Here is a 26,024-nt window from a genome sequence, read left to right as displayed (position 1 = left end):
AGATATCAATTATTGATTACGTATAACGAAAGTTGAAAAAGATAATTGAGATTTATAAACTAGTGAGGTCTTCCAATGTTTTATTGTCTAAAACTGCCAACATATTGTCGCGCACTTCTAACATTAGTTGATGCAGTCCACATTTGGTTTCATCAACGCAATCATCACATTTCTCATAGAAATTTAAACTTACACATGGTAACATGGCAATCGGACCTTCTAAAATTCGAATAAGTGAAGCTACTTTTATTTCGCTTGGCATTTTTATTAAATAATATCCGCCACCTTTTCCTTTCTTAGAACCCAAAAAACCATTGTTTTTTAATTGCAATAGAATTGCTTCCAAGAATTTTTTGGAGATATTTTCCTCTGTAGCGATTTCTGAGATTAGCACAGGTGCTTCGTCTCCTTTTCGCGCGATGTAGGTTAATGCTTTGAGTCCGTATTTTGTTTTTTTAGAAAGCATATGTATAAATTTCAGATGATGGTAACGTTTCGAGGCATTCCAATCTAGCGCATAAAAATAAATGGTTGTTTGTTAAAAACAAAAGTATTCTTTAATTATCTACAATAATGATGGAGTTGTCACAAAAAGAACAACACTTCATTATTTATTTAACCATTTTACGCTATTTCCAATAAAAATACGCTTTTTATATAAGATTGGGCAATGTTTCGCATGTAACATTCTCATACTGTGCAGTTTTATTTAGTATTTTAGCCGCCGATTATATGATGAACTAATATTACATTACATGAAAAAATTACTACTTATTTTACTATTACTACCAGTTTTAGTATTTGGTCAAAAGATTAAAATCAAGAAGAACAAAGTGTTGTTTGACAAGAAAGAAGTTGCTATTATGGATTCTGATCAACGTGATCATTATACATTTAAGTACTTATCATCAGGTGAAAAAGCATTTGATGTTGTTTACAAAGCTATTTCAGTTTCTTCAATTCAAGATCATCAATATTTAGAGATGACTTCTGCCGAAGGAAAGAAAACAGAGATTCCATATGAAATTTTAAAAACGTCTTTTAGCTCAAAGAAAATTATCATCCGTTTGTTGAGTCAGAAATACAACTTAATTGATGCTGATGGAATTAACAAAGAGAATGTTGCTTCCTTTTTTGCTGAAGATCGTGAGATTATTAGTGAAAAGTTTGCGAAAGCTGCTGCTTCTGCAAAACTTGACGAAGATAAACGCAAGCAAACAGTTGGCCGTTACAAACCATATGTAAAGCCAAATGGAACAATTACGTTTGGAGGATCAAACGGAACTAAAATTGTTGGAAAAGTATTTTATTCAGCTTCTGATAAATCATATGGGATTACAGATTTAGATGGAATTAGAGTTGCTACAGCAAAAGAATCTCGCAAAATGGGTTCTACTGCTGCAGTTGTAACAACATATACTGATGAAACTTTTGAATATGATAAAGGTTCACGCACCATGTTTACCAATCGTTTTTCAAGAACTTTTGGACAGTTATTTGTAGAAGAAATGGTTGGTAGAGGTTATGTTTTTGGTCGTCAGGCGAAGAAATATCAAAGTGATTTACGCAAAGAAAAAGTGAAAATTGCAAAAGAAAATAGCGTCAATTTATATGGTGTTCCTGGAAGTATTACTGATAAAAAAGGAAAGAAGTATACAGGAACTGTGTATGTAATTTTTGAAAAACTAGCCATTGAGCCAGGACAACAAGTAGCTGGTTTACACGATATGAATTCTATTGACAACTATGGAAAACATATTAGTATTCGATATAAAAATGATAAAGGAAGAAAACGTATTAAGAAGTTTTCTGCTAAAGATGGAGTTTCATTTACGGCAACTGATGAAGGTGTAGAAAAGTCTTTTTACGGTATGAAAACCAAAGGAAATGCCATGAAAAAGTTTTCAAATGCTTCTAATTTTGGGTTTAACAATTCATATTTCTACGAGAAGATTCACGAAGAAAACGGAAACATGTTATTAGTAAAACCTGGAGAAGAAGGAACGTTTGTGATTAAAGTAAAAGATCAGAAAGCTGGTTTTATGATTGATGATCGTAAGAATGAAAAGATTTCAAAAGCAATGGCAAAGTATTTATCAAAGTGCAAACAAGTTGCTACTGATTTGAAAGCAGGTGAATTTGATGTGAAGAATGAAGAAAACCTGAAACAAATCATCCAAGAATATAATGATTGTGGAAAGTAATTTTTAATTCAATGATTGAAAAATTCAAGAATTAAAAAATAAAAAGCCTGAGAAATTATCTTTCTCAGGCTTTATATGTTTTGGATTCCTGCCTATGCAAGAATGACAATTGTATGTATTATTTCTTAGGCAAGAAAACCTCAGCCATCATACAACGTGCACTTCCACCGCCGCAAGCTTCAATAGTATCTAACGAACTTGATACAATTTTGCAATACTTTTCAATAGCATTTATTTGATTTTCGGTTAATGATTTGTGTGCTGCGTTACTCATTATTAAGAATCGCTCATCATTTGTTCCTTTTACTTGCAACATGTTTCCTGCAAAGTTATTGACTTGTGCTTCTGTTATATCAATGATTTCTTTTCCATCTTCTTTGAGATGTTTTTTTACGTTTTCACGTTCTTTTTTATCATCAATACATGCTAAGCAAATGACTGCAAAGTTTTCTGCCAAACACATCATTACATTCGTATGATAAATAGCTTCGCGCTTTCCGTTTACAGTTTGATTTGCTGTAAAGATCACAGGTGTATATTCAAAATCTTCACAGAATTCTATGAATAATTCTTCATCTGCTCTTGGTGATAATGCACAATATGCTTTTTGATTTACTCTGTCTAATAATAGGCTTCCTGTTCCTTCTAAAAAAACACCTTCTTCTTCTGCAGCTGTATAATCAACAATATTTTCAATATGATATCCTACTTTTTCAAGTTCGATTAACACATCTTCTCTACGTTCGTTACGACGATTTTCTGCATACATAGGATACAATCCTACGTTTCCATTTTCGTGAAAAGAAATCCAATTGTTTGGAAAGATTGAATCTGGAGTATCTGGTTCTTTGGTATCTTGAATCACAACAACATTAACTCCAATTCCTCTTAGTTTTTCAACATAGGTATCAAATTCTTGTTGTGCTTTCGCTTGAACTGTTTCTGGCAATAAGCCATCTAATACTTTTTGATAGTAATTGTTTACCGCAGTTTGTTCGTTCATACGAAACGCAACCGGGCGTACCATAAGGATTGTGTTGGTAATTTGTTGCATAGTTACCTTACTTTTTAGTGTTACTTTTTTGAAGTTGTAAAATTACATAAAAACTAAAATAATGCCAGTTTAATTTAGCTTTTTTCAATAAAAACTTAATAATTTTATGAACTCTATAAATATAGTATTGATTTATAGTTTACTCATATATTTCGTATCAAACAAAGCTTATAATTGATAGGTCCAACCAACATGATATGCAAATCCTTGAAACACATTTCTTCCTGAAATTACGTATGATGGCGCTATGTATATTCCAGATTTTTTTGAGATTGGGAAATGATACGTTCCTCCTATTTTGTGATAGCTTGCGCCAAAGCGTTTAAAATTTTGTGGTTTTGGTGTTCCTAGATAATCGATTCCACCGAAACTATGTTGAAAGTCATACCAAAAATCGAAATAGCTTTTTATACTTGCTTTTCCTATTTTGAAAGTTACAGGAAGACTATTAGGCACTTCTTCAAATTTGAACGAAAATCCACTTTGAAGATTTACAAACCAACCAGATTGTTTTTGATAGTGTAGTAATGCGCGTGTTTCTAGTATTTTGGCTTGTTGTCCTAAGTCATTCAATCCACCAAGATTGTAATCGCTTACATTAAAAGAAAAACCAGTAGCAAACGAAAGTTCAAGTTTATCCGCTTTTCTAGTTTTTTGTACTGCTCTATATTTTAGAAAAAACTGTGCATCTTGCAATCCACTTTGTTGATTACTTGATAAATATGGTAAAGAAGCTTGTATGTTGAGTTTATCATTGATTCCATAGATTCCAAACACAGATATACTATAAAGATTTCTACTTAAATCTCTTTTTTCTCTTCCAACAAAGTAGTTTTTAGAGTCTTCAAATCCAGCGCCAACAACGAGTGTTGTTTTATTTTTTTTGTTGTAAAACCCACTAATAACTCCTTGTGCTATTACACAATAAGAATTGCAAAAAATAAATATGACACAACTGATTTTTAAGAGATGTTTCCACATAACTAAGATTTTGGTTTTAGTCTATAAAGTTGAGAAAAACTTACTTGATATGAATTAATGTAACTCAACTATCGAGTTTTACTAAAAGGCTTTCAGATAAATTACTATCAGTCTATATTTTATTTTCATTTTCTTTGCTCGCCCAAAGAAAACGAAACAAAAGAAAAGGCACTTTTCCAGAGGTGTTTTTAGCTGAAAAAGCTAAAATCGTAAGTCTTACTCTAAATTTTTTCCAAAGCTTCAAAAATTCTTAACGAGAAAGTCATACTACACTGCGGAAAAGAGAACCTCACTGCTATTTTAGTATCTAATTAATGTTATTGTAACTAAATTGGATTGATTTTGTTTCTTATAAAGAAAAGTATTTACCCTCTAATTAATGGCATTGTGCTACAACGCAATAAACCTTCTTGTTTGGCAATTTCTGCATACGGAACTTTTTCTACCGTGAATCCTTTTTCTTCCAACCAAGTGTTGAGACGTGTAAAGTTTTGTTCTGAAATGACAACTTCTGGTGAAATGGAGAATACATTGCTATTCATGTTATACATTTCGTCTTTGCTGATTTCGAAGATGTTTTCTTTCCCAAAGAAATCAACTAACCATTGGTATTCTTCTTCTACCAAGAAACCATTTTTGTGTAAAATTGCTTTGTCGTTCCCTATAGGCTGAAAACAACAATCTAAATGCAATGCATTGTCTTTTGGTTCTGTGTTTGATTTACGAAGCTCGAATGATTTTACCGTTTTGTTTGGAAATAATTCTTGCAATGCAATTACTGCATCAATATTGGTTCTAGCAGTAATGTAATCTGGATAGTCTTCACCTGAATAGGTTCCGATAAAAATATAATCGCCCCAAGGCATTACATCTCCACCTTCAACGTGTACTTCTTCTGGTAACGTAATTACATTCTCAGGATTGACTTGATCAATTACATGTTGAATTGCTTCTATTTCACGTTCACGATCGGGAAGTATGTTCGATTTGATAAATTTATCTTCTATAACAAACGCGATATCTCTTGAAAATATCTGATTATAATCTTTGATGATGTTTGGCCGAAACACTTTAACTCCATGTTTTTCAAAGACTTTTGCCACGGCTTCCATTTCTGGAACCATATCTTTTTCTAATGGATATGTTCCTGCTAATACGTGTTGTTTTGATTTTGGATCATAGCAGTCTTCAGCTTTCGGAGTAGGTCCGCAACTTTCTGCCGTTCCAAGTACAACTGCTTTGAGTTGTGAAGTTTCGTCATTTACGTATAGTTCTAACATGTGCAATTTGGGATGTATAGTAAAAAAGCTTCATAAGTTTGAAACTCATGAAGCTTTTTTATATTGTTTTTATGTTATCTATTAGAGATTTCTTTAAATTCTCTGTGGTTTTCACCTGTGTATACTTGACGTGGACGACCTATTGGCTCTTTATTTAAGCGCATTTCTCTCCATTGAGAAATCCATCCTGGTAAACGTCCTAAAGCAAACATTACTGTAAACATTTCTGTTGGAATTCCCATTGCTCTGTAGATAATTCCAGAGTAGAAATCTACGTTTGGATATAATTTTCTATCTACGAAGTATGGATCTTCTAATGCTTCTTTTTCTAATCCTTTTGCGATGTCTAAGATTGGATCTTCTACACCTAAGTCTCCTAATACCTCATCAGCAGCAACTTTGATAATGGTTGCTCTTGGATCGAAGTTTTTGTAAACTCTGTGTCCGAATCCCATTAAACGGAAAGGATCACTTTTATCTTTTGCTTTCGCCATGTATTTTTTAGTGTCTCCACCATCCTGACGAATTCCTTCTAACATTTCTAGTACAGCTTGGTTTGCTCCTCCATGTAATGGTCCCCAAAGTGCAGAGATTCCTGCGGCTAATGAAGCAAATAATCCAGCGTGAGATGAACCTACGATACGAACTGTTGATGTAGAACAGTTTTGCTCGTGATCTGCATGTAAGATTAGTAATTTATCTAATGCATTTACTACGATTGGATTTAATGTGTAATCTTCATTTGGTTGTTTGAACATCATTTTTAATACGTTTTCCACGTATCCTAATGATGAATCACCATAATCTAAAGGCAATCCTTGTTTTTTACGCATTGCCCAAGCAACTAATACAGGGAATTTTCCAAGTATTTTTACGATTGCTCCATACATTTCTTCTTCCGAATCTACATTTACTGATGATGGATTGAAAGCTGTTAATGCATTGGTTAACGAAGCCAAAACTCCCATAGGATGTGCTGACTTTGGAAATGCGTCTATTATTTTTTTGATGTCATCATCTACAATAGATTGCGCTTTGATGTCTTTATGAAATTTTGCTAATTGTTCTGAATTTGGTAATTCTCCAAAAATTAATAAGTAAGCAACTTCTAAGAAGTCTGCTTTTTCAGCTAAGTCTTCAATTGAGTAACCTCTATAACGAAGCACACCTTTTTCCCCATCTAAAAATGTAATTGCACTCTGGCAAGAACCTGTATTTTTATATCCTGGATCAATTGTGATAACTCCACCTGTGGAGCCTCTTAATTTTTTGATGTCAATAGCGATTTCATTTTCTGTCCCTTTAATTACGGGGAACTCGTGTTTCTCACCATTAACTTCTAACGTAGCTATATTATCTGACATATTTTTCTGGAATTTTTATTTTTTATCTGGTTTGCTAAATTACAAAATATGTCGCGATTTATGAAAATACTTTACAAAGGATTTAATAATTAAGATATCATTAAAATTTATAGTATAATAAAAGCGATTATTAAGATTTAAATAATCGCTTTTTGAATATTGAATATGTAGTGATTTTATTTTTCTACTCGTTTTGAGGTAATTGTTCCACGATTTGATATGTGCTAAAATTTAAGAAGTTTCCTGGATGCGCTAATATGTTTTGCAATATAAAAGGCGTATCAGGATTTGTACCAGTGTATTGCGTGGTTCCATCCATGTTTATATCATTAGAACTATATCCATTTAATACATACGTTGGAAAATTTAAGAAGTTCCCAGCATCGTTTAGTATTGTTGATAGGATTATTGGTGCATCTGGTGTAGTACCAGTGTATTGAATAACTGTATCTCCATTTACATTTCCACTCCACATTCCTACAGTATTAGTTGGCATTCCAAAGGTTGTTTGTGCATTTGCACCGTAGGTAATTTGATTGTTACTGTTTGTAAAATCTACAGTAGTGGCAACATTAGACAATGAAAAAGTACTACTTGACATGATTCCTAAGTGATTGCGATGTTTTATTACAATGTAATAATCGCCTGGTGCTCGACTGAAGCTTACAGGAGTTGAAGCATCACCTTCAGCGCTTACAATATCGCCATCTCGTTGTAAGATTGCAGATTTTCCATCAATGATAATTGTAGCATCGTTAGCATCTCTGAGTTCTACCCAAATCCAATCGACAATTTTATCTTGCCCTAAAGCAAAAAATACGTTGTCACTTGCTGCAATTCCATCTGCATATGGGCTACTTGCATCAGAAATATGATTGTTATCTTTTAAATTTGTACGCATGAAACCATCCGTATTTTGAAGCATTGCACCTTGCAGATATACTTTTGCTGCTACTTGGATAGGATCGCCACAATATTCATTGAAACTTGTGGTTTGCTCAATAATCGTCCAATTGGCTGTACTGTATGCTGCATCATCTACTTGTATACAGAATAAATCAACATTACCAAGTGTGATGAACGTTGTTACATTTGTATTGTTTCCGTTTTGCATATTTAACCCAACTAACGCTGCGTTATCAGCAATCAGGTAATTTAGGTTCGTGTTTTGACTTAGGTCTAATTCTCCTAAGAAATTTAGTCCACAGTTTAAGATTTCCAGCGCTGCAAAGTCCTCAATTCCTGTAAGATCAAAAATACCTAGGTTACGAATGTTTAAGTCATTTATCGAACTGATGTTTGTCGTGGTTACATAGTCGTCTAAAGTTGTGTCGTATCCTAAATCGATTAATGCTTGTTCAAAGTTATTGTCTGGCACATAGGTTAATCCAGGAATTGAGTTTGTAGATACACAGATATCAAATGTAGTATTTGCATTTGCTACATGCGAATATACTTGTATGTAATATGTATTTCCTATTGTTAGTCCTGTTGCTGTGTTTTCTAATCCATCTGTACAGTAAATGGCGTCTGTAATGTTTCCACAAGTATATGTTTGTGCATCAATTAAGGCATGCCACAGAAAGTTTGGAGAACCCGTTAGGTTTTGTAATGCAATTTTATGTGTTGTTTCGGTGGCTGTAAAGCTAAACCACATATCAGCAAAGTTTGCATTATCTCCAAAACAGTGAAGCGAATTAGAGTCAGTTGCACCAACCATTGTCGCAGATACTACATTATTACATGTAGCATTACTAATTGGAATGTCAATGGCGTTTACACATTCATCATTTTCAAGAAAGCCACAATCCGCACTGAAGTTTGTTCCTCCATCCACATTTGTCCAGTTAGCAGTACTATACGCTACATCATCTACTTGAATACAAGTTAAGTTTGGTATATTGTTAGCAAGGAAAGATTGAACATTTGTATTGTTACCATTTTGAGCATTTATTCCTGTCAAAGCACCACAACTGCTGGCAAATAAATTTTCAATAGCCGGATTGTTTGATATATCTACAAATGGTACTTGTGTTCCTCCGACACTTAAGGTTTTTAAAGCTGGGTTTGCTGAAACATCTATGGCTCTTAGCGGGCAATCAAAACATAAGAATGATTCAAGATTTGGATTGTTTGTAATATCTATGCTAAGAACTTGTGTAAAATTTAAATTTAATGTTTTTAAACTTGTATTTGTAGACACATCAATTACCCCAAATTGCAGATTTTGCACAAGGTTTAATGTTTCTAATACTAGATTTTGTGATACATCTATTGTTGCCAATTGATTTGATTGAAAGCTTGCACTAATCAATGCTGTATTTTGTGTAATATTTATTGTTGCGAGTTGGTTGCTTTCAATAGATAGATATTGCAACGCTGTATTTTGAGTTAAATCTATTGTTGCAAGCGAAGTGTTATTTGCGTTTAAGAGTTCTAACGCTGGATTTTGTGTTAGATTTAAACTTCCTAATGGATTATCACCAACATATAATTGTTCCAACGCTGCAAAGTCTTCAATTCCTGTTAAGTCTGCAATACTTCTATTATCTATACTTAAAATTTCAACTGTATTGATATTTGTCGTAGTTACATAATCATCTAAGGTTATATCATATCCGAGATCAATGAGAGCTTGCTCAAAGTTATCATCTGGCACATAGGTTAGTCCTGCAATTGTATTTGTAGATACACAAATATCAAACGTTTCCGTTATGCCTGATGTATATGAGTATACTTGAATGAAATAGGTGTTTCCAATCGTTAAACCAGTTGCTTCACCTTCTGTTGCGTCTGTACAATACACAGCATCTGTAATGTTTCCGCAGTTATAGGTTTGTGCATCAATGACTGCATGAAATACTCCTGAATTAGCACCTGAGGTATTTAATATGCTGATATTATGTGTTGTTTCTGTGGCAAGAAAGCTATACCAAACATCTGAAAAAGCTGGAGATTCTCCAGAACATTGAAATACACTAGAACCTGTGGCACCTGCTAGTGTTCCTGCAACTGTATTGTTACACGTACCATCACTTATTGGAACAGCAATTGCGTCCACACATTCATCATTAGGTGGAATTGGCGCTGCATTACAATTTTCACTAAACGTAAGTCCTGGATCTATACTTGTCCAATTTGCAGTACTGTATGCAGCATCGTCAACATCTACACAGCTTAGGTTTGGAGTATTGGTAACATCGAAACCTGCTAAGTTGAAATTAATATTTACATTATTTCCATTTCTTAAGTCTAAACTTGATAATAAAGCAGCACCTGTAGCGTTTATTGAAATTAAATCAGAATTGTTTGATAAATCTACGTGCTCTATTGGATTTTCACCAAAAGCGATTGATCTTAAACTTAAATTCTGAGTCACATCTACACTTGTGAGTTCATTATCAAAACACAGAAATGATCTTAAATTAGAGTTTTGAGTTAGATCTACACTAGTTAATGAGTTTTCGTAACACCAAAAGGTATCTAATACAGGATTTTGACTAACATCTATAGTTGTAAGTTGGTTATTTTTACAATAAAAATATTCTAACATTGAATTATTAGTAACATCTATAGTTGTCAACATGTTATTACTACAACTTAAAAATGTTAAAGCCGTAAATCCTTCAATTCCTGTTAGGTCAGTAATGTTTCTACTTGAAACAGTTAAAGATCTAACTGTATTGATATTTGCTGTTGCCACATAATCATCGAGTGTAGTATCATACCCTAAATCAATTAATGCTTGCTCAAAGTTATCATCTGGTACATACGTAGTTTGGTTGCACATTTCTGAAAACTGAACATTGACATCTATGTTTGTCCAATTAGTTAAACTGTATGCTTCATTGTCAACCTGAATACATGTTAGATCTGCGTTATTGCCAGCATCAAAAAGTGTGATATTGGTATTGTTTCCATTATTTACAAATAATGTACTCAACCCGTCGTTATTATTGCATTGTAAAGAAGTTAAACTAGATTGATTTGTCAAGTTTATAAATGAGATATTGTTAAAACTACAATTAAGCGACGTTATATTTGTATTTGCGGTAAGCGGTAAACCTGTAAGGTTGTTATTGCTGACATTCAAAGATTGTAATCCTGTAAAGTTTTCAATACCTGATAGGTCTGAAATATTCTTATTGCTAATATTTAAATCATTTATTTGATCTATTCCTACTGGAGAAATATACCCATTTACAATTCCTGTATCTATACTTAGATCAATTAGCGCTTGTTCAAAATTAGCATCTGGAATTAGTATTGCATCCGCTGGCAAACATGAAACCGTTAAGTCAACAGCACCAGTATCCGATGGTCCGAATCCTGTAATTGTGATATAATATGTTGTTGTTCCGTCCGATTGAAATGTTCCATAAGAACGATATCCTGGGCCACATTGCGTTTCATTATCATCATTTGCAGCAACTAAACTTAAGTTTCCCGATGTTCCTGTGTATACTAAATATGCAGTATCATATCCTGAAGCACATAAATCTAAGGTCACTATTTCTGGAATTCCAGATCCTGTATATGAATACCAAATATTTGGCGCATCTAAATCAACGACTGGATTTGTAGAATCGGGTGCATTGTCTTCATCTATTGTTGCTTCTAGTGTACTTGCGGTATAATTGTTTCCACAAGTTATGGGAATAGCATCCGCAAAATTGTCATTTGCTGGCGCTGCAATTTCTGTATTTGCCCAAATAATGTTTGTAATAATTAAGAATACAAATAGTAATTTTAATCTCATTTGAAATGATTTAGTTTGTTTATTACAATACATGAAAAATTAATATATTTAGATTTTAAGTGATCTTAACATATAATGAATTCATTATTGTTTCATTATATAAATGGGCTATTATGCAAATGTATATTTGGAAGGAATTTACACTTGCGAAAGTACAGAAATCAACTTATTTTTAAGCGTCAAAAAAAGTTAAGTTCCTCGTTATTTATAAATAACGAGGATAAAATAACGTGAAAGTAGCATGACACGTATTGTGAGGTGAATCTTATTTTTTCGAATGTTAATCTCTCATGTACTAACTTTATTGTTACGTTTAATTTTCTACTCGTTTTGAGGTAATTGTTCCACGATTTGATATGTACTAAAGTTTAAAAAATTCCCCGGATGCGCTAATATGTTTTGTAATATAAATGGCGTATCAGGATTTGTGCCTGTGTATTGCGTGTTACCATCCATATTAACATCTTTAGAATCATAACCAGAAACAGTATACGTTGGAAAGTTTAGGAAGTTTCCAGCATCATTTAGCACTGTTGATAGAATAGCTGGTGCATCTGGTGTAGTTCCTGAGTATTGAACAACCGTATCACCATTTACATTTCCGCACCACATTGCTACAACATCGGCAGGCATACCAAAATTAGTTTGTGCATTTGTACCATAAGTAATTTGGCTGTTACGATCGGTAAAATCTACAGTAGTGGCAACATTAGACAATGAAAAAGTGCTGTTTGACATGATTCCTAAGTGATTGCGATGTTTTATTACAACATAATAATCGCCTGGTGCTTGACTAAAGTTTACAGGAGTTGAAGCATCGTCAACAAGAACCTCCACAATGTCTCCATCGCGTTGTAATAGTGCAGATTTTCCATCAATAATGATGGCAGGGTTTGTAGCATCTCTGAGTTCTATCCAAATCCAATCGACAACTTTATCTTGTCCTGTAGCAGTGAATACAGGATCAGTTACAAGAATAGTAGTACCATCTATATATGGACTTACTGTTGAAATATGATTGTTATCTTTTAAATCCGTTCGCATGAAACCATCTGTATGCTGAAGCATTGCGCCTTGTAAGTATACTTTTGCGTCTACCAGAATTGGATTGCCACAATATTCACTGAAACTTGTAGAAGATTCAATTAGCGTCCAATTGGCAGTACTGTATGTTGCATCATCTACTTGAATACAAAATAAATCTACATTCCCAAGCGTGATGAACGTTGTAACGTTGGTGTTGTTTCCATTTTGAACATTTAGGCCAACTAAAGCAGCATTATCCGCAATTAAATAGTTTAGGTTTGTGTTATTGCTTAAATCTAATTCTCCTAAGAAGTTTAATCCGCAGTTTAAGATTTCTAACGCTGCAAAGTCTTCAATTCCTGTTAGATCAAAAATACCAAGATCGCGAATGTTTAAGTCATTTACCGTATTTATATTGCTTGTTACTACATAATCATCTAATACAGTATCTAAGCCTAAATCAATCAATGCTTGCTCAAAATTATTGTCTGGCACATACGTTTGTCCTGGAATTGTATTTGTAGATACACAGATATCAAATGTAGTATTTGCATTTGCTACATGCGAATATACTTGTATGTAATATGTATTTCCTATTGTTAGTCCTGTTGCTGTGTTTTCTAATCCATCTGTACAGTAAATGGCGTCTGTAATGTTTCCACAAGTATATGTTTGTGCATCAATTAAGGCATGCCACAGAAAGTTTGGAGAACCCGTTAGGTTTTGTAATGCAATTTTATGTGTTGTTTCGGTGGCTGTAAAGCTAAACCACATATCAGCAAAGTTTGCATTATCTCCAAAACAGTGAAGCGAATTAGAGTCAGTTGCACCAACCATAGTCGCAGATACTACATTATTACATGTAGCATTACTTATTGGAATATCAATAGCGTTTACACATTCATCATTTTCAAGAAAACCACAATCCATACTAAAGTTTGTACCCACATCAACATTGGTCCAATTTGTAGTACTGTATGCAACATCATCTACCTGAACACAGGTAAGGTTTGGCACGTTTGAAGCAAAGAAGCTTGCAACGTTTGTATTGTTTCCATTTTGGATATTAATCCCGTTTAACTCAGCACAATTATTCGCAAATAAGTTCTCAAAAACTGGATTGTTAGATACGTCTATAAATGGTACTTGTGTTCCTCCAACACTTAGGATTTTTAAAGCTGGGTTCCCTGAAACATCTATTGCTCTTAGCGGACAATCAAAACATAAGAATGATTCAAGATTGGGATTGTTAGAAACATCTATGCTTAGGACTTGCGTAAAATTCATATTTAATGTTCGTAAGCTTGAATTTGAAGATACATCTACTCCCGAAAATTGCGCATTTAGTACAAGATTCAAAGTTTCTAGTACTGTGTTTTGAGATACGTCTATTGTTGCCAATTGATTTGATTGAAAGCTTGCTGTGATAAGTGCTGTGTTTTGTGTAATATCTATTGTTGTGAGTTGGTTGCTTTCAACAGATAGGTATTGCAAAGCTGTATTTTGAGTTAAATCTATCGTTGAAAGCGAAGTATTATTTGCGTTTAAAAGCACTAACGCTGTGTTTTGTGTTAGGTTTAAACTTCCTAATGGATTATCACCAACATATAATTGTTCCAACGCTGTAAAATCTTCAATCCCTGTTAAATTTCCAATATTTTTATTACTAATACTTAAAATTTCAAGAGCATTAATGTTTGTTGTTGTTACGTAATTGTCTAAGGTAATATCATATCCGAGATCGATGAGTGCTTGTTCAAAGTTATCATCTGGCACATAGGTTTGTCCAGGAATTACTAATGAAGCTACACAAATATCAAATGTTGTATTTGCATTTGCTTCATGTGAGTATACTTGTATATAATATGTATTTCCTATTGTTAACCCAGTTGCATCACCTGAGAGTCCATCATTACATAAAATAGAATCTGTGATATTACTACAGTTATATGTTTGTGCATCAATAACTGAGTGCCATAAAAAATTTGGTGTACCAGTTAGGTTTTGTAATGTAATTTGATGTGTTTCCTCTGTTGCTACAAAGCTAAACCATACATCCGTAAAGTTTGCATCATCGCCAAAACAATGTAGTGAATTTGAATCTGTTGCGCCTGCTAATGTTGCTGAAGTCGTTGTATTGCAACCAACATCACTTATTGGAATGCTAATTGCGTCTACACATTCATCATTAGATGGAATTGGTGCTGGATTACAGTTTAGACTAAATGTAAATCCGCCATTAATATTTGTCCAATTTGTAGTACTGTAGGCGACATCATCAACATCTACACAAGTTAGATTTGGATTATTGAAAACACTAAAACTTAAGATATTTTCATTTGAACCACTAGCCACATTTAAACTCGTAAGTTGTGGCATAACTGCACAATTTAAATACTTTAGTAAAGGATTGTTCGATAAATCTAAACTCGTAAGTTGCGTATTATCAACCCATAATAAAAGTAAATCTGTATGTATAGAAACATCTATAGAAGTTATTGGATTGCTTCCAAAATACAGAGATTGAAGCAGTGGATTATTAGAAATATCTAATGTTGTTAATTGATTATAGATAAGATATAGCCTCGTTAAAAGTATGTTTTGGCTAATATCTAAACTCGTAAGGCTATTATAGCCACATGTTAAAGATTCTAAATTTATATTTTGAGTCACATCTAGGTTTGTTAAACCTGTTCTAAGACAATCTAAAGTAACTAAATTTGTAAGTAGAGATACATCTAAAGTATTTAAAGGATTGTTGTCACATTTCAAAATTTCAAGATTTACATTTTGGGATACATCCAAGCTTGTGATCTGATTGGGATTGGGAACCACAGCTGGGCCATTTCCGCATCTTAATTCCTTTAGCGCTAAATTTTGAGATACATTTAACGAGGTTAAACCATTTGCTTGACAGTCAAGTTCTTCTAAACTTGCAAAATCCTCAATACCAGTTAGGTCAGCAATGTTTTTGTCTGAAACATCTAGACTTGTAATTATATTAATTGTAGCAGTATTGACATAATCATCTAGTACGTTATCATAACCAAGATCTATTAAGGCTTGCTCAAAGTTATCGTCTGGCACAAAAGTCCTAGTTATTACATGTTCTTTTAAACAAAATGAAACATCTCTATACGAATCTTCTACGTTACTTGGAAAGTTACCTGTAGGGCTATAATATGTCCAATCATAAATTTGAATAATTAACTCATCTCCTACTTCCCATCCTGATAAAACAGTATTATCTGGCGCAATTGTATCTGCACATGTAATTTCGTTTCCTGCTGCATCTCTTATGATGATTCCTGGGTTTTCTGTGAGTCCATTCCAAAGCAACCCATTTGTAGATGCGGTCCAAGAGAAAAACTGATCGTACCCTGTATTTACAGTATTACAGGTTCCTTCTAATCCGCTATCGGTAGTTCCATCTGTACTAAAAGCTAGTACTGTTGTGCTACAATCATCGTCTGCACCACCAGGAATGATTGGAATTGCTCCAGTGATTAAATCATTTACTGGCGTATCGTATTCGCGTAAACAAAATGTCATTTGATCATAATGATGTCTATCGTAATTAAATATTTGAATGATTAAGTCTTCCCCTATTTCCCAACCACTAATTTTTATAGGATCTGCAAGGTTTCTTAAAACACATGCATACTCCACACCTGAAGTACTACGCACTGAGATTCCAAGTGTATTAGGGTTTTGTCCCCAAAGTAAGCCACCTGAAGTTGCCGTCCATGTAAAAAATTGATCTACACCTGTATTTTCGCCCAAACAATTGGTATCTGTACCACTATCGGTTGTTGTATACGTATCTGTATTGAAGAAAATTGTTTGATTGTTGGCACTTGTTGGTGTACACACACTTCCTGCAGGATTTGGTGTTATCGGAATTGCTCCTGCAAGAAAACTATTATTTGGAGGAGAAATTCCTTTTTCTTCTAAACAGAATATTGCATCCGCACTTCCAGTTTGTCCTTCCCCTTTATAAATTTGAATCGTCAAGTTGTCTCCAACTTCCCATCCTGTTAAAATTGCAGAATTGTCTTCAGCATATTCCGTACAATCGATAATTTCACCTGCTTCATTTCGAATTGTAATATTTGCGCGTCCACTTAAATTAGTCGTATTAAATTTTAAACCATTAGACATTGCTGTCCAAGTAAAAAATTGATCCAAACCTTCCTGCGAACCATTAGCTAAACATCCACTTAAACCACTATCGGTAGTTCCTGTCGTAGTAAAATCTAGATTAAATGTAAAATTTGTACAACCTGTTCCTTCTGGTGAAGGTACAATTGGTATAGCCAATTCAATAGTATTTGGCGTAGGTACATTTTCTTCACATGAAATGTTTAAGTCTACCGCACCAGTATCTGAAGGTCCATATCCTGTTATTGTTATATAGTATGTTGTTGTCCCATCAGATTCAAAGGTTCCGTATGAGCGATATCCTGGTCCACATTGCGTTTCATTATCATCATTTGCTGCTACTAATGTCAAATTCCCAGAAGTTCCTGTATATACTAAATATGAAGTATCGTATCCTGAAGCACACATATCGAGTGTTATGGTTTCAGGAGTCCCCGAACCTGTATACGAATACCAAATATTTGGTGCGTCTAAATCAACTACTGGATTAACAGAATCTGGCGAATTACCTTCATCAATTGTTGCTTCTAGTGTGCTTCCTGTATAATTGTTTCCACAAATTAACGGAATTGCATTTGCAAAATTGTCATTTACTGGCGGTGCAACTTCTGTGTTTGCCCAAATAATGTTTGTGAAAATTAATAATCCAAATAGTAGTTTTAATCTCATTTGAAATGATTTAGTTAGTTTATTACAATGCATGAAAAATTGATACATGCTAAGATTTGAATAGGTCTTAGCATATAATGAATTCATTATTGTTTCATTAAATAAATGGCGTATTATGCAAATGCGTATTTGGGAGGGATTTGCACTTGCGAAAATACTGAAATCAACTAAATTTCAGGTGTAGAAAAAGTTAAATTACTCGTTATTTATAAATAGCGATTATAAAACAACGTTAAAGTAACATAACATCTATTGTAAGGTGAATCGTGTTTTTAGAGAATCATGTTTTGTATGCCACTTTCCGCTTTCGTCAATATATAGTTTATCTCTCGTAAGCTTGTATATTGATATAGTGACCATCTCCATAATCATCACTATAGTATCGGCCAAAAATAATATATTCTAAATCATAGGATGTTATATCCCTTAAGGTTAATAAACCACGTCATAGTTAACTTCCTATCCAGTATATTCTACTACTGTTGGTTGTGGCAAAAAGAGTTCTATTAAAAAAACTAGACTGTCTCTTGATATGATTGTAATGGAGATTATGATTGTTGTTAGTAAAATCGCGACAGCTAAATTGTTCTTTTTTAACTCACCTACTTCATCCACGTGTTTTGTGAGTGATTTTGCTAACATAAACGAACTAAAATGAATTAATGTAGCTAATAAAAACCCTATAAATAAAGATAACGAAGAGTATTTTAAGACTTCTACAAATAGACTTTCTTTCGCGTGAATTTTCAACATTTCTATCGCACTTATGATCGATGGAATAATTCCACTTAGTAAATATCCTGTACTAAAGATAATTCCTGAAAAGAAAATACTCAACGCCAAGTTGGAATCATTTAGATTTTCTTCTTTTAGCTTGAATATTTTGATAAGTACTTTATACGAAATAAAGAATATGATAATGGCTAGTACAATGGATAATACCATTTGACTTAGTGCAAGATAAAATAGTTCTGTATTCATGGTGATTTCTTTTTTAGTTGACTAAAACAAAGTCCCAATAACGTAAGCTTGATACATTTTTGGGTAAATATCCTATGGGACAACCTTTTGCTGTTGTTTCTACGAAATAATATTTTTTTCTGTTGTATGTTTTATATTTTCCACGCGCTGGCAAACTTATCCCAAGTACCGAATGTTTGTATTCGTCACTGTTAAGAATTGCTACATCATACTTGAATCGTGATAGTAATACAAATAGCAATACTGTACGCGAATCACAATCTCCAGTAAGGTTTGCTCCAAATTCGACTGGTGCAAAAATTCCCAATCGAATATTTCCAACACATGGATAATCTTCATTTCCCGTACACGGCGTTGATTTTATGTAATTGTATCGTATATTTTGAATACTTGTGATGATGAATTCGGCAAATTTTCGTCGGTTCATCTTTTTTTCTTTCTGTATTTTACTGAACGATGTGTATAAGTGTTCTAATAATGGTGCATCATGGTTTGCCATGTGCTTGTAGAAATTTCCCCAAGTAAAGTTTCGCGTATATTGATACGCGTCTTTATTCCTTTTAGATTTTTGAATATTACTTTCTGCAATTTTGAAGTTCATTCGATAGCGATCGCCATCAAAATCATTCCAACTCAATTTGTTTACGATGTATCGAACTCTTTTTTCACCTTCTGTTGTAGTAATGACTTCCGTTTTATCGGTTTCTTTTTTTACAACAGTATTCTCTTCTTCAATTTTATATCCTGCATTTTTCATCAGAATTGCCATGATGATGGAGAACAATACGATTACAGCAATGGTTCTAAGTATGTTAAATAAGATATTTTTAAAAGCATCTTTATTGGAAAGACTTTTTCGCATTACTTTTTTCCAGAGATATCGTAATACAAAGAGACCACACACAGAAATTACAAGCAATGACATGCCTTCTATTTTGACTTCAGTCGCAAGAAAAAATATGATGATCGCTAAAAAACCTGTAGCAATAAGTGCCAAACTACCCGAAAAGAGTTTTTGTATAGCAACAACGCAACCATGTGGTTTTTTGTCTTCTGTCATGTGATAAAGATACTATCTTTTTTGAATCTTGAAAATACGATGAATTGCTGATTTTTGTTTTATTTATCTAGTTTTTATTATTTAGTATATTGTACATAACTAACTATTACTTTTTATGCCAATTTTCCCATCAGAATACAAGTACCATAATTATATATTAATTTCTATTTTATTGGGGCTTATAGGATTTTCATTCACCTATTTTATTATTTTTTTTAATACAACACCTGATTATTCTTTTTATAACTCTCCTGCAGCAGCAAAAGTGGCGAATCCTACGTATACATTCTCGCAAGATTCTATTGATTTGGTTAAAGATGCATATATACTTAGTGTTTCAAAACATGAGAATATTAAAAAAGTATTGATTACTACGACAACTTCAGAAAAAGATATGTTTTATATGAAGTCAGATTTTTCAGATACACATCTTTTTGCGTCTACTGAAAAGAAAGAATTGTACTTTACAATTAAAACACTCGATTTTAAATATGCAAAAACATTAGGCAACAAAAATTTTTCACCACCATATTTCTTTAATAAGTTTCCAAAAGCTGGTTTGTGGATTATTTTAATTTCAATTGCGACTGGTTTTTCATTTTTTTTGATTCCGTTTTTCATTGCTGGAATTCGAAAATACAGTGCAGGACTTCAGGCTTCTGTTACCGTTAGGAATACCATCTTTGCTATCTTGATGATTTTCACATTGATTTCCGCACAGTTTTTACCTGATCGCTTGAGTCCTTTTATGTTGTTTAAACCAACTTATATTACTTCTTATTTTGGTTTTGGTTACGAACCTTGGACATTGATATATGCCTCGACAGCTTCTTTTGTTAGTGTTTTAGTTTGGATGATTTTGATTTTTACCATCAATGCAAAATTGACATTTTTGCTTAAAACAGATAAGGTAATATTGCTTAAGAATTTTAACGCGATTCGAAAAGATGTAGAAGTATATTTTATTATTGTTGGTGTATTTTTGGCATTTACTATTTTTTGTACCGATACATTATTACGTGCAATTAATAGTTTTATTGGAAGCGATGTGACTGTCTTTCCAAGTGAGTTTGCTTTTATGAATGGATTGGTTCAGACATTCTTTTTAATTTTAATTTATGCCGGAATCCAAATGAGCTTTAGTCGTATTCAACAAACTATTAATCTTGATGAGGAAATTTCGGCAACCGATAAAGAAGCACTAACAGAAAATAAAAGCTTTTCTAGTTATTTAAAAGTCATTTTAACAATGCTAGCTCCCGTAATTGGAAGTGGCTTGCAAGAGTTTATTACTTTAATCAGCAATGTTGGATAATATTTTGATTTACAGCACATTAATTACGGTTAAACCATAATTCAACTGTTTATTTTTTTCATAACTTTCTATAAATCAACACATTCAATATTATGAAAAAAAAGAATTTAAAAAATTTAGTATTACGCAAACAGTCAGTTAGTAATTTGAACAAAACATTTGGAGGTAATGCTTCTATTGATATAGGAACAATTATTGACACCATTATCGACATTACTACGAAGTATACACGTGTATTTTCGTATTGTCCACATGTAAGCTGTAATGATTGTCCGCCACAACTTACCGAATTTGGTACATGTGTCAGAACCCTTTGTGATGATTTAACCTGCAATACATGCGTATAAAATAAAAAAGGTTGAATTCTAAGAATTCAACCTTTTCACTTTAACTGTGTTGTTAGTAGTTATAGTGATTATTTTATTTTGAATGCTTTGTCTTGTGGATAGTAAGCTACAGCTCCTAATTCTTCTTCAATACGTAATAATTGATTGTATTTTGCCATTCTATCAGAACGTGAAGCCGAACCAGTTTTGATTTGACCTGTGTTTAATGCAACTGCTAAATCAGCAATTGTATTGTCTTCCGTTTCACCAGATCTGTGTGACATTACCGAAGTATACCCAGCATTATGCGCCATGTTTACCGCAGCAATTGTTTCTGTCAATGTTCCGATTTGATTTACTTTGATTAAGATAGAATTTGCTGTATTGTTTTCAATTCCTCTTGATAAACGCTCAACATTTGTTACGAATAAATCGTCTCCAACCAATTGTACTTTGTCTCCAACAATCTCAGTTAGGTATTTCCAACCTTCCCAATCGTTTTCGTCCATTCCATCTTCAATAGAAATGATCGGATAGTTTGCAGCTAATTCTGCTAAGTAATCTGCTTGTTCTTTTGAAGTTCTTATTTTTCCTGTTTCTCCTTCAAATTTAGCATAGTTATATTTTCCATCTACATAAAATTCTGCCGCAGCACAATCTAATGCAATCATAATTTCATCTCCAAGTTTGTAACCTGCATTTGCAACTGCTAAAGAAATTGTATCTAATGCATCTTCTGTTCCGTCTAATGTTGGTGCAAATCCACCTTCATCTCCTACAGCTGTACTTAAACCTCTATCGTGTAATACTTTCTTTAGGTGATGAAAGATTTCAGTTCCCATTTGCATTGCATGTGTAAAGTTTTTTGCTTTTACAGGCATTACCATGAATTCTTGAAATGCAATTGGTGCATCAGAATGCGAACCACCATTGATAATGTTCATCATTGGAACAGGAAGTGTGTTTGCAGAAACTCCACCAACATATCTGTATAATGGCATTCCTAGTTCGTTTGCAGCAGCTTTTGCAGCAGCCAACGAAACTCCTAAGATTGCATTTGCTCCTAAGTTTCCTTTGTTTGGCGTTCCATCTAAATCGATCATTAATTTATCGATTTGATTTTGCTCAAATACAGAAACTCCCATTAGTTCTTCTGCAATTGTAGTATTTACATTATGAACAGCTTTACTCACTCCTTTTCCCATGTAAGCGTCTCCGCCATCTCTCAATTCTACTGCTTCGTGTTCTCCTGTTGATGCTCCTGAAGGCACTGCTGCTCTTCCTAATACTCCATTTTCAGTTACTACATCTACTTCAACAGTTGGATTTCCTCTTGAATCTAAAATTTGTCTTGCGTGAATATTTATAATTCTGCTCATTTTCTTTTTTTCTTTTATTTCTCTAGGCTAATTTACGAAACTAACACTAGTTTTTTATGTTTGAACATTGCTTTTACGGATATGTCAACAATGCGCTATTTTTGATTCTTTTTATAAAACGCGAAAACGTTTTCTATGAAAAATAATGCAACTATTTTTTACTCGATAATCGAGATTTATAATTTCTCAAGGCTTGTACCTATTATTTTATTGTGAATTCCTTGCCTATATTTCACGAACTTATCTTAATGTAATTTACTAAATAGTACAATATTTTCTGTTGACTTGAATGCGTACGATAGTGATTTGTTCATAAATGACTTCGTAGCATCATAGTTTACTAAAGCAGCAGTATTTGGAACTTTTAGTTTCCATGATCCTGAATTTGTCAGTTTCCCTGGAATTATCATCGCAACTTGACCGTATGATTCTGATACATCAATAGCTATTGTAGCGTTTCCATTGTTTGCTGCTTCTTGTGCTTTTTCTAATACTTTTTGATCACTCGCTTTTCCAAGTTTTACCCAAGTATTCGATTTTTTAATAATTGATTGAATACTATCATATACTACATAATCACCCTGCGTATTTTTAAAGTCAGAAATGTCATAGAATTCAGAAATCATTTTAGTGATACTGTTGCGACAATCATTTCTATTAACTTCATTTTCCTTGCAGTTTTTGAAATATGCAATTGTAGTTGATAGTAATTGTTCTTTATCAACTGATACTTTTACATCTGGTGCTTTTGCAGTTGTTTCTTTTTCTGTTTCAGGTGCTGACTTTTCAGTTTTCGCATCTTTTTTACATGAAACAATACTTATAAAAGCTAGTAGTATAATGATGATTTTCTTCATCTTCTCTGTTTGATCTAAATTAAACCGTTTTTACTTTTTGAATGTTTTCAATAAATTGATCAAATAGATATTCTCCATCGTGTGGTCCAGGACTTGCTTCTGGATGGTATTGTACAGAGAAACAATTTTTGTCTTTCATACGAATTCCAGCAACGGTGTTATCATTTAAGTGTACATGTGTAATTTCCACATTAGCATTTGCTTCCGTTTCCTCTCTATTGATTGCAAAACCATGATTTTGTGAAGTGATTTCACCTTTTCCAGTAATCATGTTTTTTACAGGATGATTGATTCCACGATGTCCATTGTGCATTTTGTATGTAGAGATTCCGTTTGCCAATGCAATTACTTGGTGTCCTAAGCAGATTCCAAATAATGGTAAATCTTGTTTGATTACTTCTTTTGCAAATGCAACCGCATCATTTAGTGGTTCTGGATCTCCAGGTCCGTTTGATAAGAAGTATCCATCAGGATTCCACGCGCTCATTTCTTCAAACGTTGCATTGTATGGAAACACTTTAATGCATGCATCACGTTTTGCAAGGTTTCTTAGAATGTTCTTTTTTATTCCAATGTCTAAAGCAGCAATTTTATGTGTCGCATTTTCGTCTCCAAAGATGTATGGTTCTTTTGTAGAAACTTTAGAAGCTAATTCCAACCCTGCCATGCTTGGCACTTTAGAAAGCTTTATTTTTAGTTCTTCTATTTTATCTACATCAGTAGAAATAACAGCATTCATAGCTCCGTTATCTCTTATATATCCTACTAAAGCTCTAGTATCCACATCTGATATTGCAAACAAGTCATTTTGATCTAAGAATTCTTTTAGAGAACTGTCTGCCGCGTCACGTGAATAATCATAACTAAAGTTTTTACATATTAATCCAGCAATTTTCACATCGTCAGATTCCATTTCGGCTGTAGCCGTACCATAGTTTCCAATATGTACATTGGCAGTTACCATTAATTGGCCATAGTATGAAGGATCTGTAAATATTTCTTGGTATCCTGTCATTCCAGTATTGAAACATACTTCTCCGTATGCAGTGCCAGGATTTCCGATTGCTTTCCCGTGAAAGATAGTTCCATCTTCGAGTAGTAATATTGCTTTTTGTCGAGTTTGGTATTTCATATCTAGCTATACAATTTAGTTGTGTTGTTGTTTATAAATTAATTATTGTGTTGTATTCTTACTATTGTATTGTTGTGTACTTTTCCTGTAATTTCATAGCCTAAAGAAAGTATGTGTTCTTTAAACCAATCATTTGAAAGGATATCATTGTGTGATAATATTTCTAGTATTAGAATCGGCTTGCATCTTTTGATAGTATTGATAGCTCCTTTGAGTGCAGGAATTTCAAATCCTTCTAAATCGAGTTGAAGTATTGAAATATTTCTGCCTTCAGGAATTATACTGTCTAATGTTTCGATTGTAATGGGTACAAATTTACCATTTTCTGAATCAATTATTCTACTTGCACCACCTAATCGTCTTCCTTCTTCCGTTTCAATTTGTAGTTTTTGTTCAGATTTAATTTCTCCCAAACCAACTTGAAATAGATTAACATTTGTTAAACCATTGATTAGTATTGTCATTTCAGCACATCTGTAGTATTCTGAGCTTGGTTCAAACGTCCAGACTTGTGCATTTTTTGAAATGTTTTTTGCTATTCCAGGAAGAAAATCGCCGAAGTAGGCGCCAGCTTGTACTACATCTCCATTTTCACAATGATCAATGATGTATTGTATCGTATTTGGTTCGTATACATTTCCTTTTAGTATTTCTTGCACAACTGATTCTTGTTGCGCAGAGAAAGGCGTACAATATCCACCGTATTTGTTGTATGCAATTGTACAATCTAATGTAGTTTCATCTTTTAGCAACGAAGCATTGTATTTCGGTTTCGTCACCTGAGATGTGCCAAGGATATTCCTTTTCACAAATTTCTTTACACCTTTTGGCAGTAATGATTTTATTAGATTGATCATTTCCTTAGTAATTCTTTTTTTGAATGATACTCGTTTTCAAATATAAAAAAAAGGATAAACTCATAAAGTTTATCCTTTTTATATGTAATGAAATTAAAATCATTATTCTTCTTCGTTTGAAGCTTGAGGAGTTTCTACTACTGGTGCAGTTTTCTTTCCACCACCTCTTCTACTACGTCTTGTAGTTTTCGCTTTCTTCTCAGTATTGTACGTTTCGTTGTAGTCTACTAATTCGATTAATGCCATTTGAGCATTATCTCCTAAACGATTTCCTAACTTGATAATTCTTGTATAACCACCTGGTCTATCAGCAACTTTAACAGCAACGTCTCTGAATAATTCAGTTACCGCATATTTGTTTCTTAGTTTACCAAATACTAAACGACGATTGTGTGTAGTATCTTCTTTCGACTTAGTTACTAATGGCTCAACAAATTGCTTTAATGCTTTTGCTTTTGCTATGGTAGTATTAATACGTTTGTGTTCAATTAATGAACAAGCCATATTTGCTAACATCGCTTTTCTGTGCGCTGTCTTTCTACCTAGGTTGTTTCCTTTTTTTCCGTGTCTCATGACATTTGTTTTTTACCGCTATCTTGCTTCAACTCGTTTGAGGAGC

Annotated in this window: 17 protein-coding genes; 3 read left to right on the top strand and 14 right to left on the bottom strand. The window is 33.3% G+C overall.

The features are described from left to right. Positions 1–52: 52 nt before the first annotated feature. The gene (locus ACUUYC_RS13130; RefSeq protein ID WP_474266335.1) at positions 53–466 is read right to left on the bottom strand and encodes an RrF2 family transcriptional regulator; all 414 of its coding nucleotides are present in this window, start codon (positions 464–466) and stop codon (positions 53–55) included. Between the two features lie 289 nt (positions 467–755). Between ACUUYC_RS13130 and ACUUYC_RS13125 the strand changes: the two genes are divergently transcribed. Beyond that, on the top strand, positions 756–2,204 hold the full coding sequence (locus tag ACUUYC_RS13125) for a hypothetical protein (protein WP_474266334.1): 1,449 nt from the start codon (positions 756–758) through the stop codon (positions 2,202–2,204). Positions 2,205–2,322: 118 nt separating this feature from the next. On the opposite strand, the gene ctlX is transcribed toward ACUUYC_RS13125, so the two are convergent. The 8 genes from ctlX to ACUUYC_RS13085 form a co-directional block, all read right to left on the bottom strand. Then, positions 2,323–3,258: a citrulline utilization hydrolase CtlX gene (gene ctlX / locus ACUUYC_RS13120; RefSeq protein ID WP_474266333.1), complete on the bottom strand. Its 936-nt coding sequence runs from the start codon at positions 3,256–3,258 to the stop codon at positions 2,323–2,325. A gap of 168 nt (positions 3,259–3,426) precedes the next feature. Continuing rightward, positions 3,427–4,239 carry a hypothetical protein gene (locus tag ACUUYC_RS13115; protein ID WP_474266332.1) on the bottom strand — a complete coding sequence of 271 codons (813 nt, stop codon included), beginning with the start codon at positions 4,237–4,239 and terminating at the stop codon, positions 3,427–3,429. A gap of 365 nt (positions 4,240–4,604) precedes the next feature. Further along, complete coding sequence (locus tag ACUUYC_RS13110; protein WP_474266331.1) at positions 4,605–5,519, bottom strand: dimethylarginine dimethylaminohydrolase family protein; 915 nt, start codon at positions 5,517–5,519, stop codon at positions 4,605–4,607. 74 nt (positions 5,520–5,593) lie between these two features. Continuing rightward, positions 5,594–6,883 (bottom strand): citrate synthase, encoded by a 1,290-nt coding sequence (locus tag ACUUYC_RS13105; RefSeq protein ID WP_474266330.1) that lies wholly within the window; start codon positions 6,881–6,883, stop codon positions 5,594–5,596. A 184-nt stretch (positions 6,884–7,067) separates the two neighbouring features. Further along, positions 7,068–11,642, bottom strand: coding sequence for a leucine-rich repeat domain-containing protein (locus tag ACUUYC_RS13100; protein ID WP_474266329.1), 4,575 nt, complete (start codon positions 11,640–11,642; stop codon positions 7,068–7,070). 321 nt (positions 11,643–11,963) lie between these two features. After that, positions 11,964–17,498, bottom strand: coding sequence for a leucine-rich repeat domain-containing protein (locus tag ACUUYC_RS13095; protein WP_474266328.1), 5,535 nt, complete (start codon positions 17,496–17,498; stop codon positions 11,964–11,966). A gap of 459 nt (positions 17,499–17,957) precedes the next feature. Further along, positions 17,958–18,479, bottom strand: coding sequence for a DUF350 domain-containing protein (locus tag ACUUYC_RS13090; RefSeq protein WP_474266326.1), 522 nt, complete (start codon positions 18,477–18,479; stop codon positions 17,958–17,960). A gap of 13 nt (positions 18,480–18,492) precedes the next feature. Continuing rightward, positions 18,493–19,539 carry a hypothetical protein gene (locus tag ACUUYC_RS13085; protein WP_474266325.1) on the bottom strand — a complete coding sequence of 349 codons (1,047 nt, stop codon included), beginning with the start codon at positions 19,537–19,539 and terminating at the stop codon, positions 18,493–18,495. Positions 19,540–19,654: 115 nt separating this feature from the next. On the opposite strand from ACUUYC_RS13085, the gene ACUUYC_RS13080 reads away from it, so the two are divergent. Further along, positions 19,655–20,854, top strand: a complete 1,200-nt coding sequence (locus ACUUYC_RS13080) for a hypothetical protein (RefSeq protein WP_474266324.1) — start codon at positions 19,655–19,657, stop codon at positions 20,852–20,854. Between the two features lie 92 nt (positions 20,855–20,946). Further along, the gene (locus ACUUYC_RS13075; protein WP_474266323.1) at positions 20,947–21,201 is read left to right on the top strand and encodes a hypothetical protein; all 255 of its coding nucleotides are present in this window, start codon (positions 20,947–20,949) and stop codon (positions 21,199–21,201) included. A 68-nt stretch (positions 21,202–21,269) separates the two neighbouring features. Here ACUUYC_RS13075 and eno read toward each other — a convergent pair whose 3' ends face one another. The 5 genes from eno to rplQ form a co-directional block, all read right to left on the bottom strand. Further along, positions 21,270–22,559, bottom strand: coding sequence for a phosphopyruvate hydratase (gene eno, locus ACUUYC_RS13070; protein WP_474266322.1), 1,290 nt, complete (start codon positions 22,557–22,559; stop codon positions 21,270–21,272). Between the two features lie 245 nt (positions 22,560–22,804). Continuing rightward, complete coding sequence (locus ACUUYC_RS13065) at positions 22,805–23,416, bottom strand: hypothetical protein (RefSeq protein ID WP_474266321.1); 612 nt, start codon at positions 23,414–23,416, stop codon at positions 22,805–22,807. 19 nt (positions 23,417–23,435) lie between these two features. Next, on the bottom strand, positions 23,436–24,548 hold the full coding sequence (carA, locus tag ACUUYC_RS13060) for a glutamine-hydrolyzing carbamoyl-phosphate synthase small subunit (protein ID WP_474266320.1): 1,113 nt from the start codon (positions 24,546–24,548) through the stop codon (positions 23,436–23,438). A gap of 38 nt (positions 24,549–24,586) precedes the next feature. Next, a complete protein-coding gene (locus ACUUYC_RS13055; protein WP_474266319.1) occupies positions 24,587–25,405 on the bottom strand; it encodes an FkbM family methyltransferase in 819 nt (272 codons plus the stop codon). Between the two features lie 102 nt (positions 25,406–25,507). After that, positions 25,508–25,978, bottom strand: a complete 471-nt coding sequence (gene rplQ, locus ACUUYC_RS13050; protein WP_474266318.1) for a 50S ribosomal protein L17 — start codon at positions 25,976–25,978, stop codon at positions 25,508–25,510. Positions 25,979–26,024: the final 46 nt, after the last annotated feature.

This window comes from Kordia sp. E (assembly GCF_056033805.1).
This window is presented reverse-complemented; position numbering and strand designations above follow the sequence as displayed.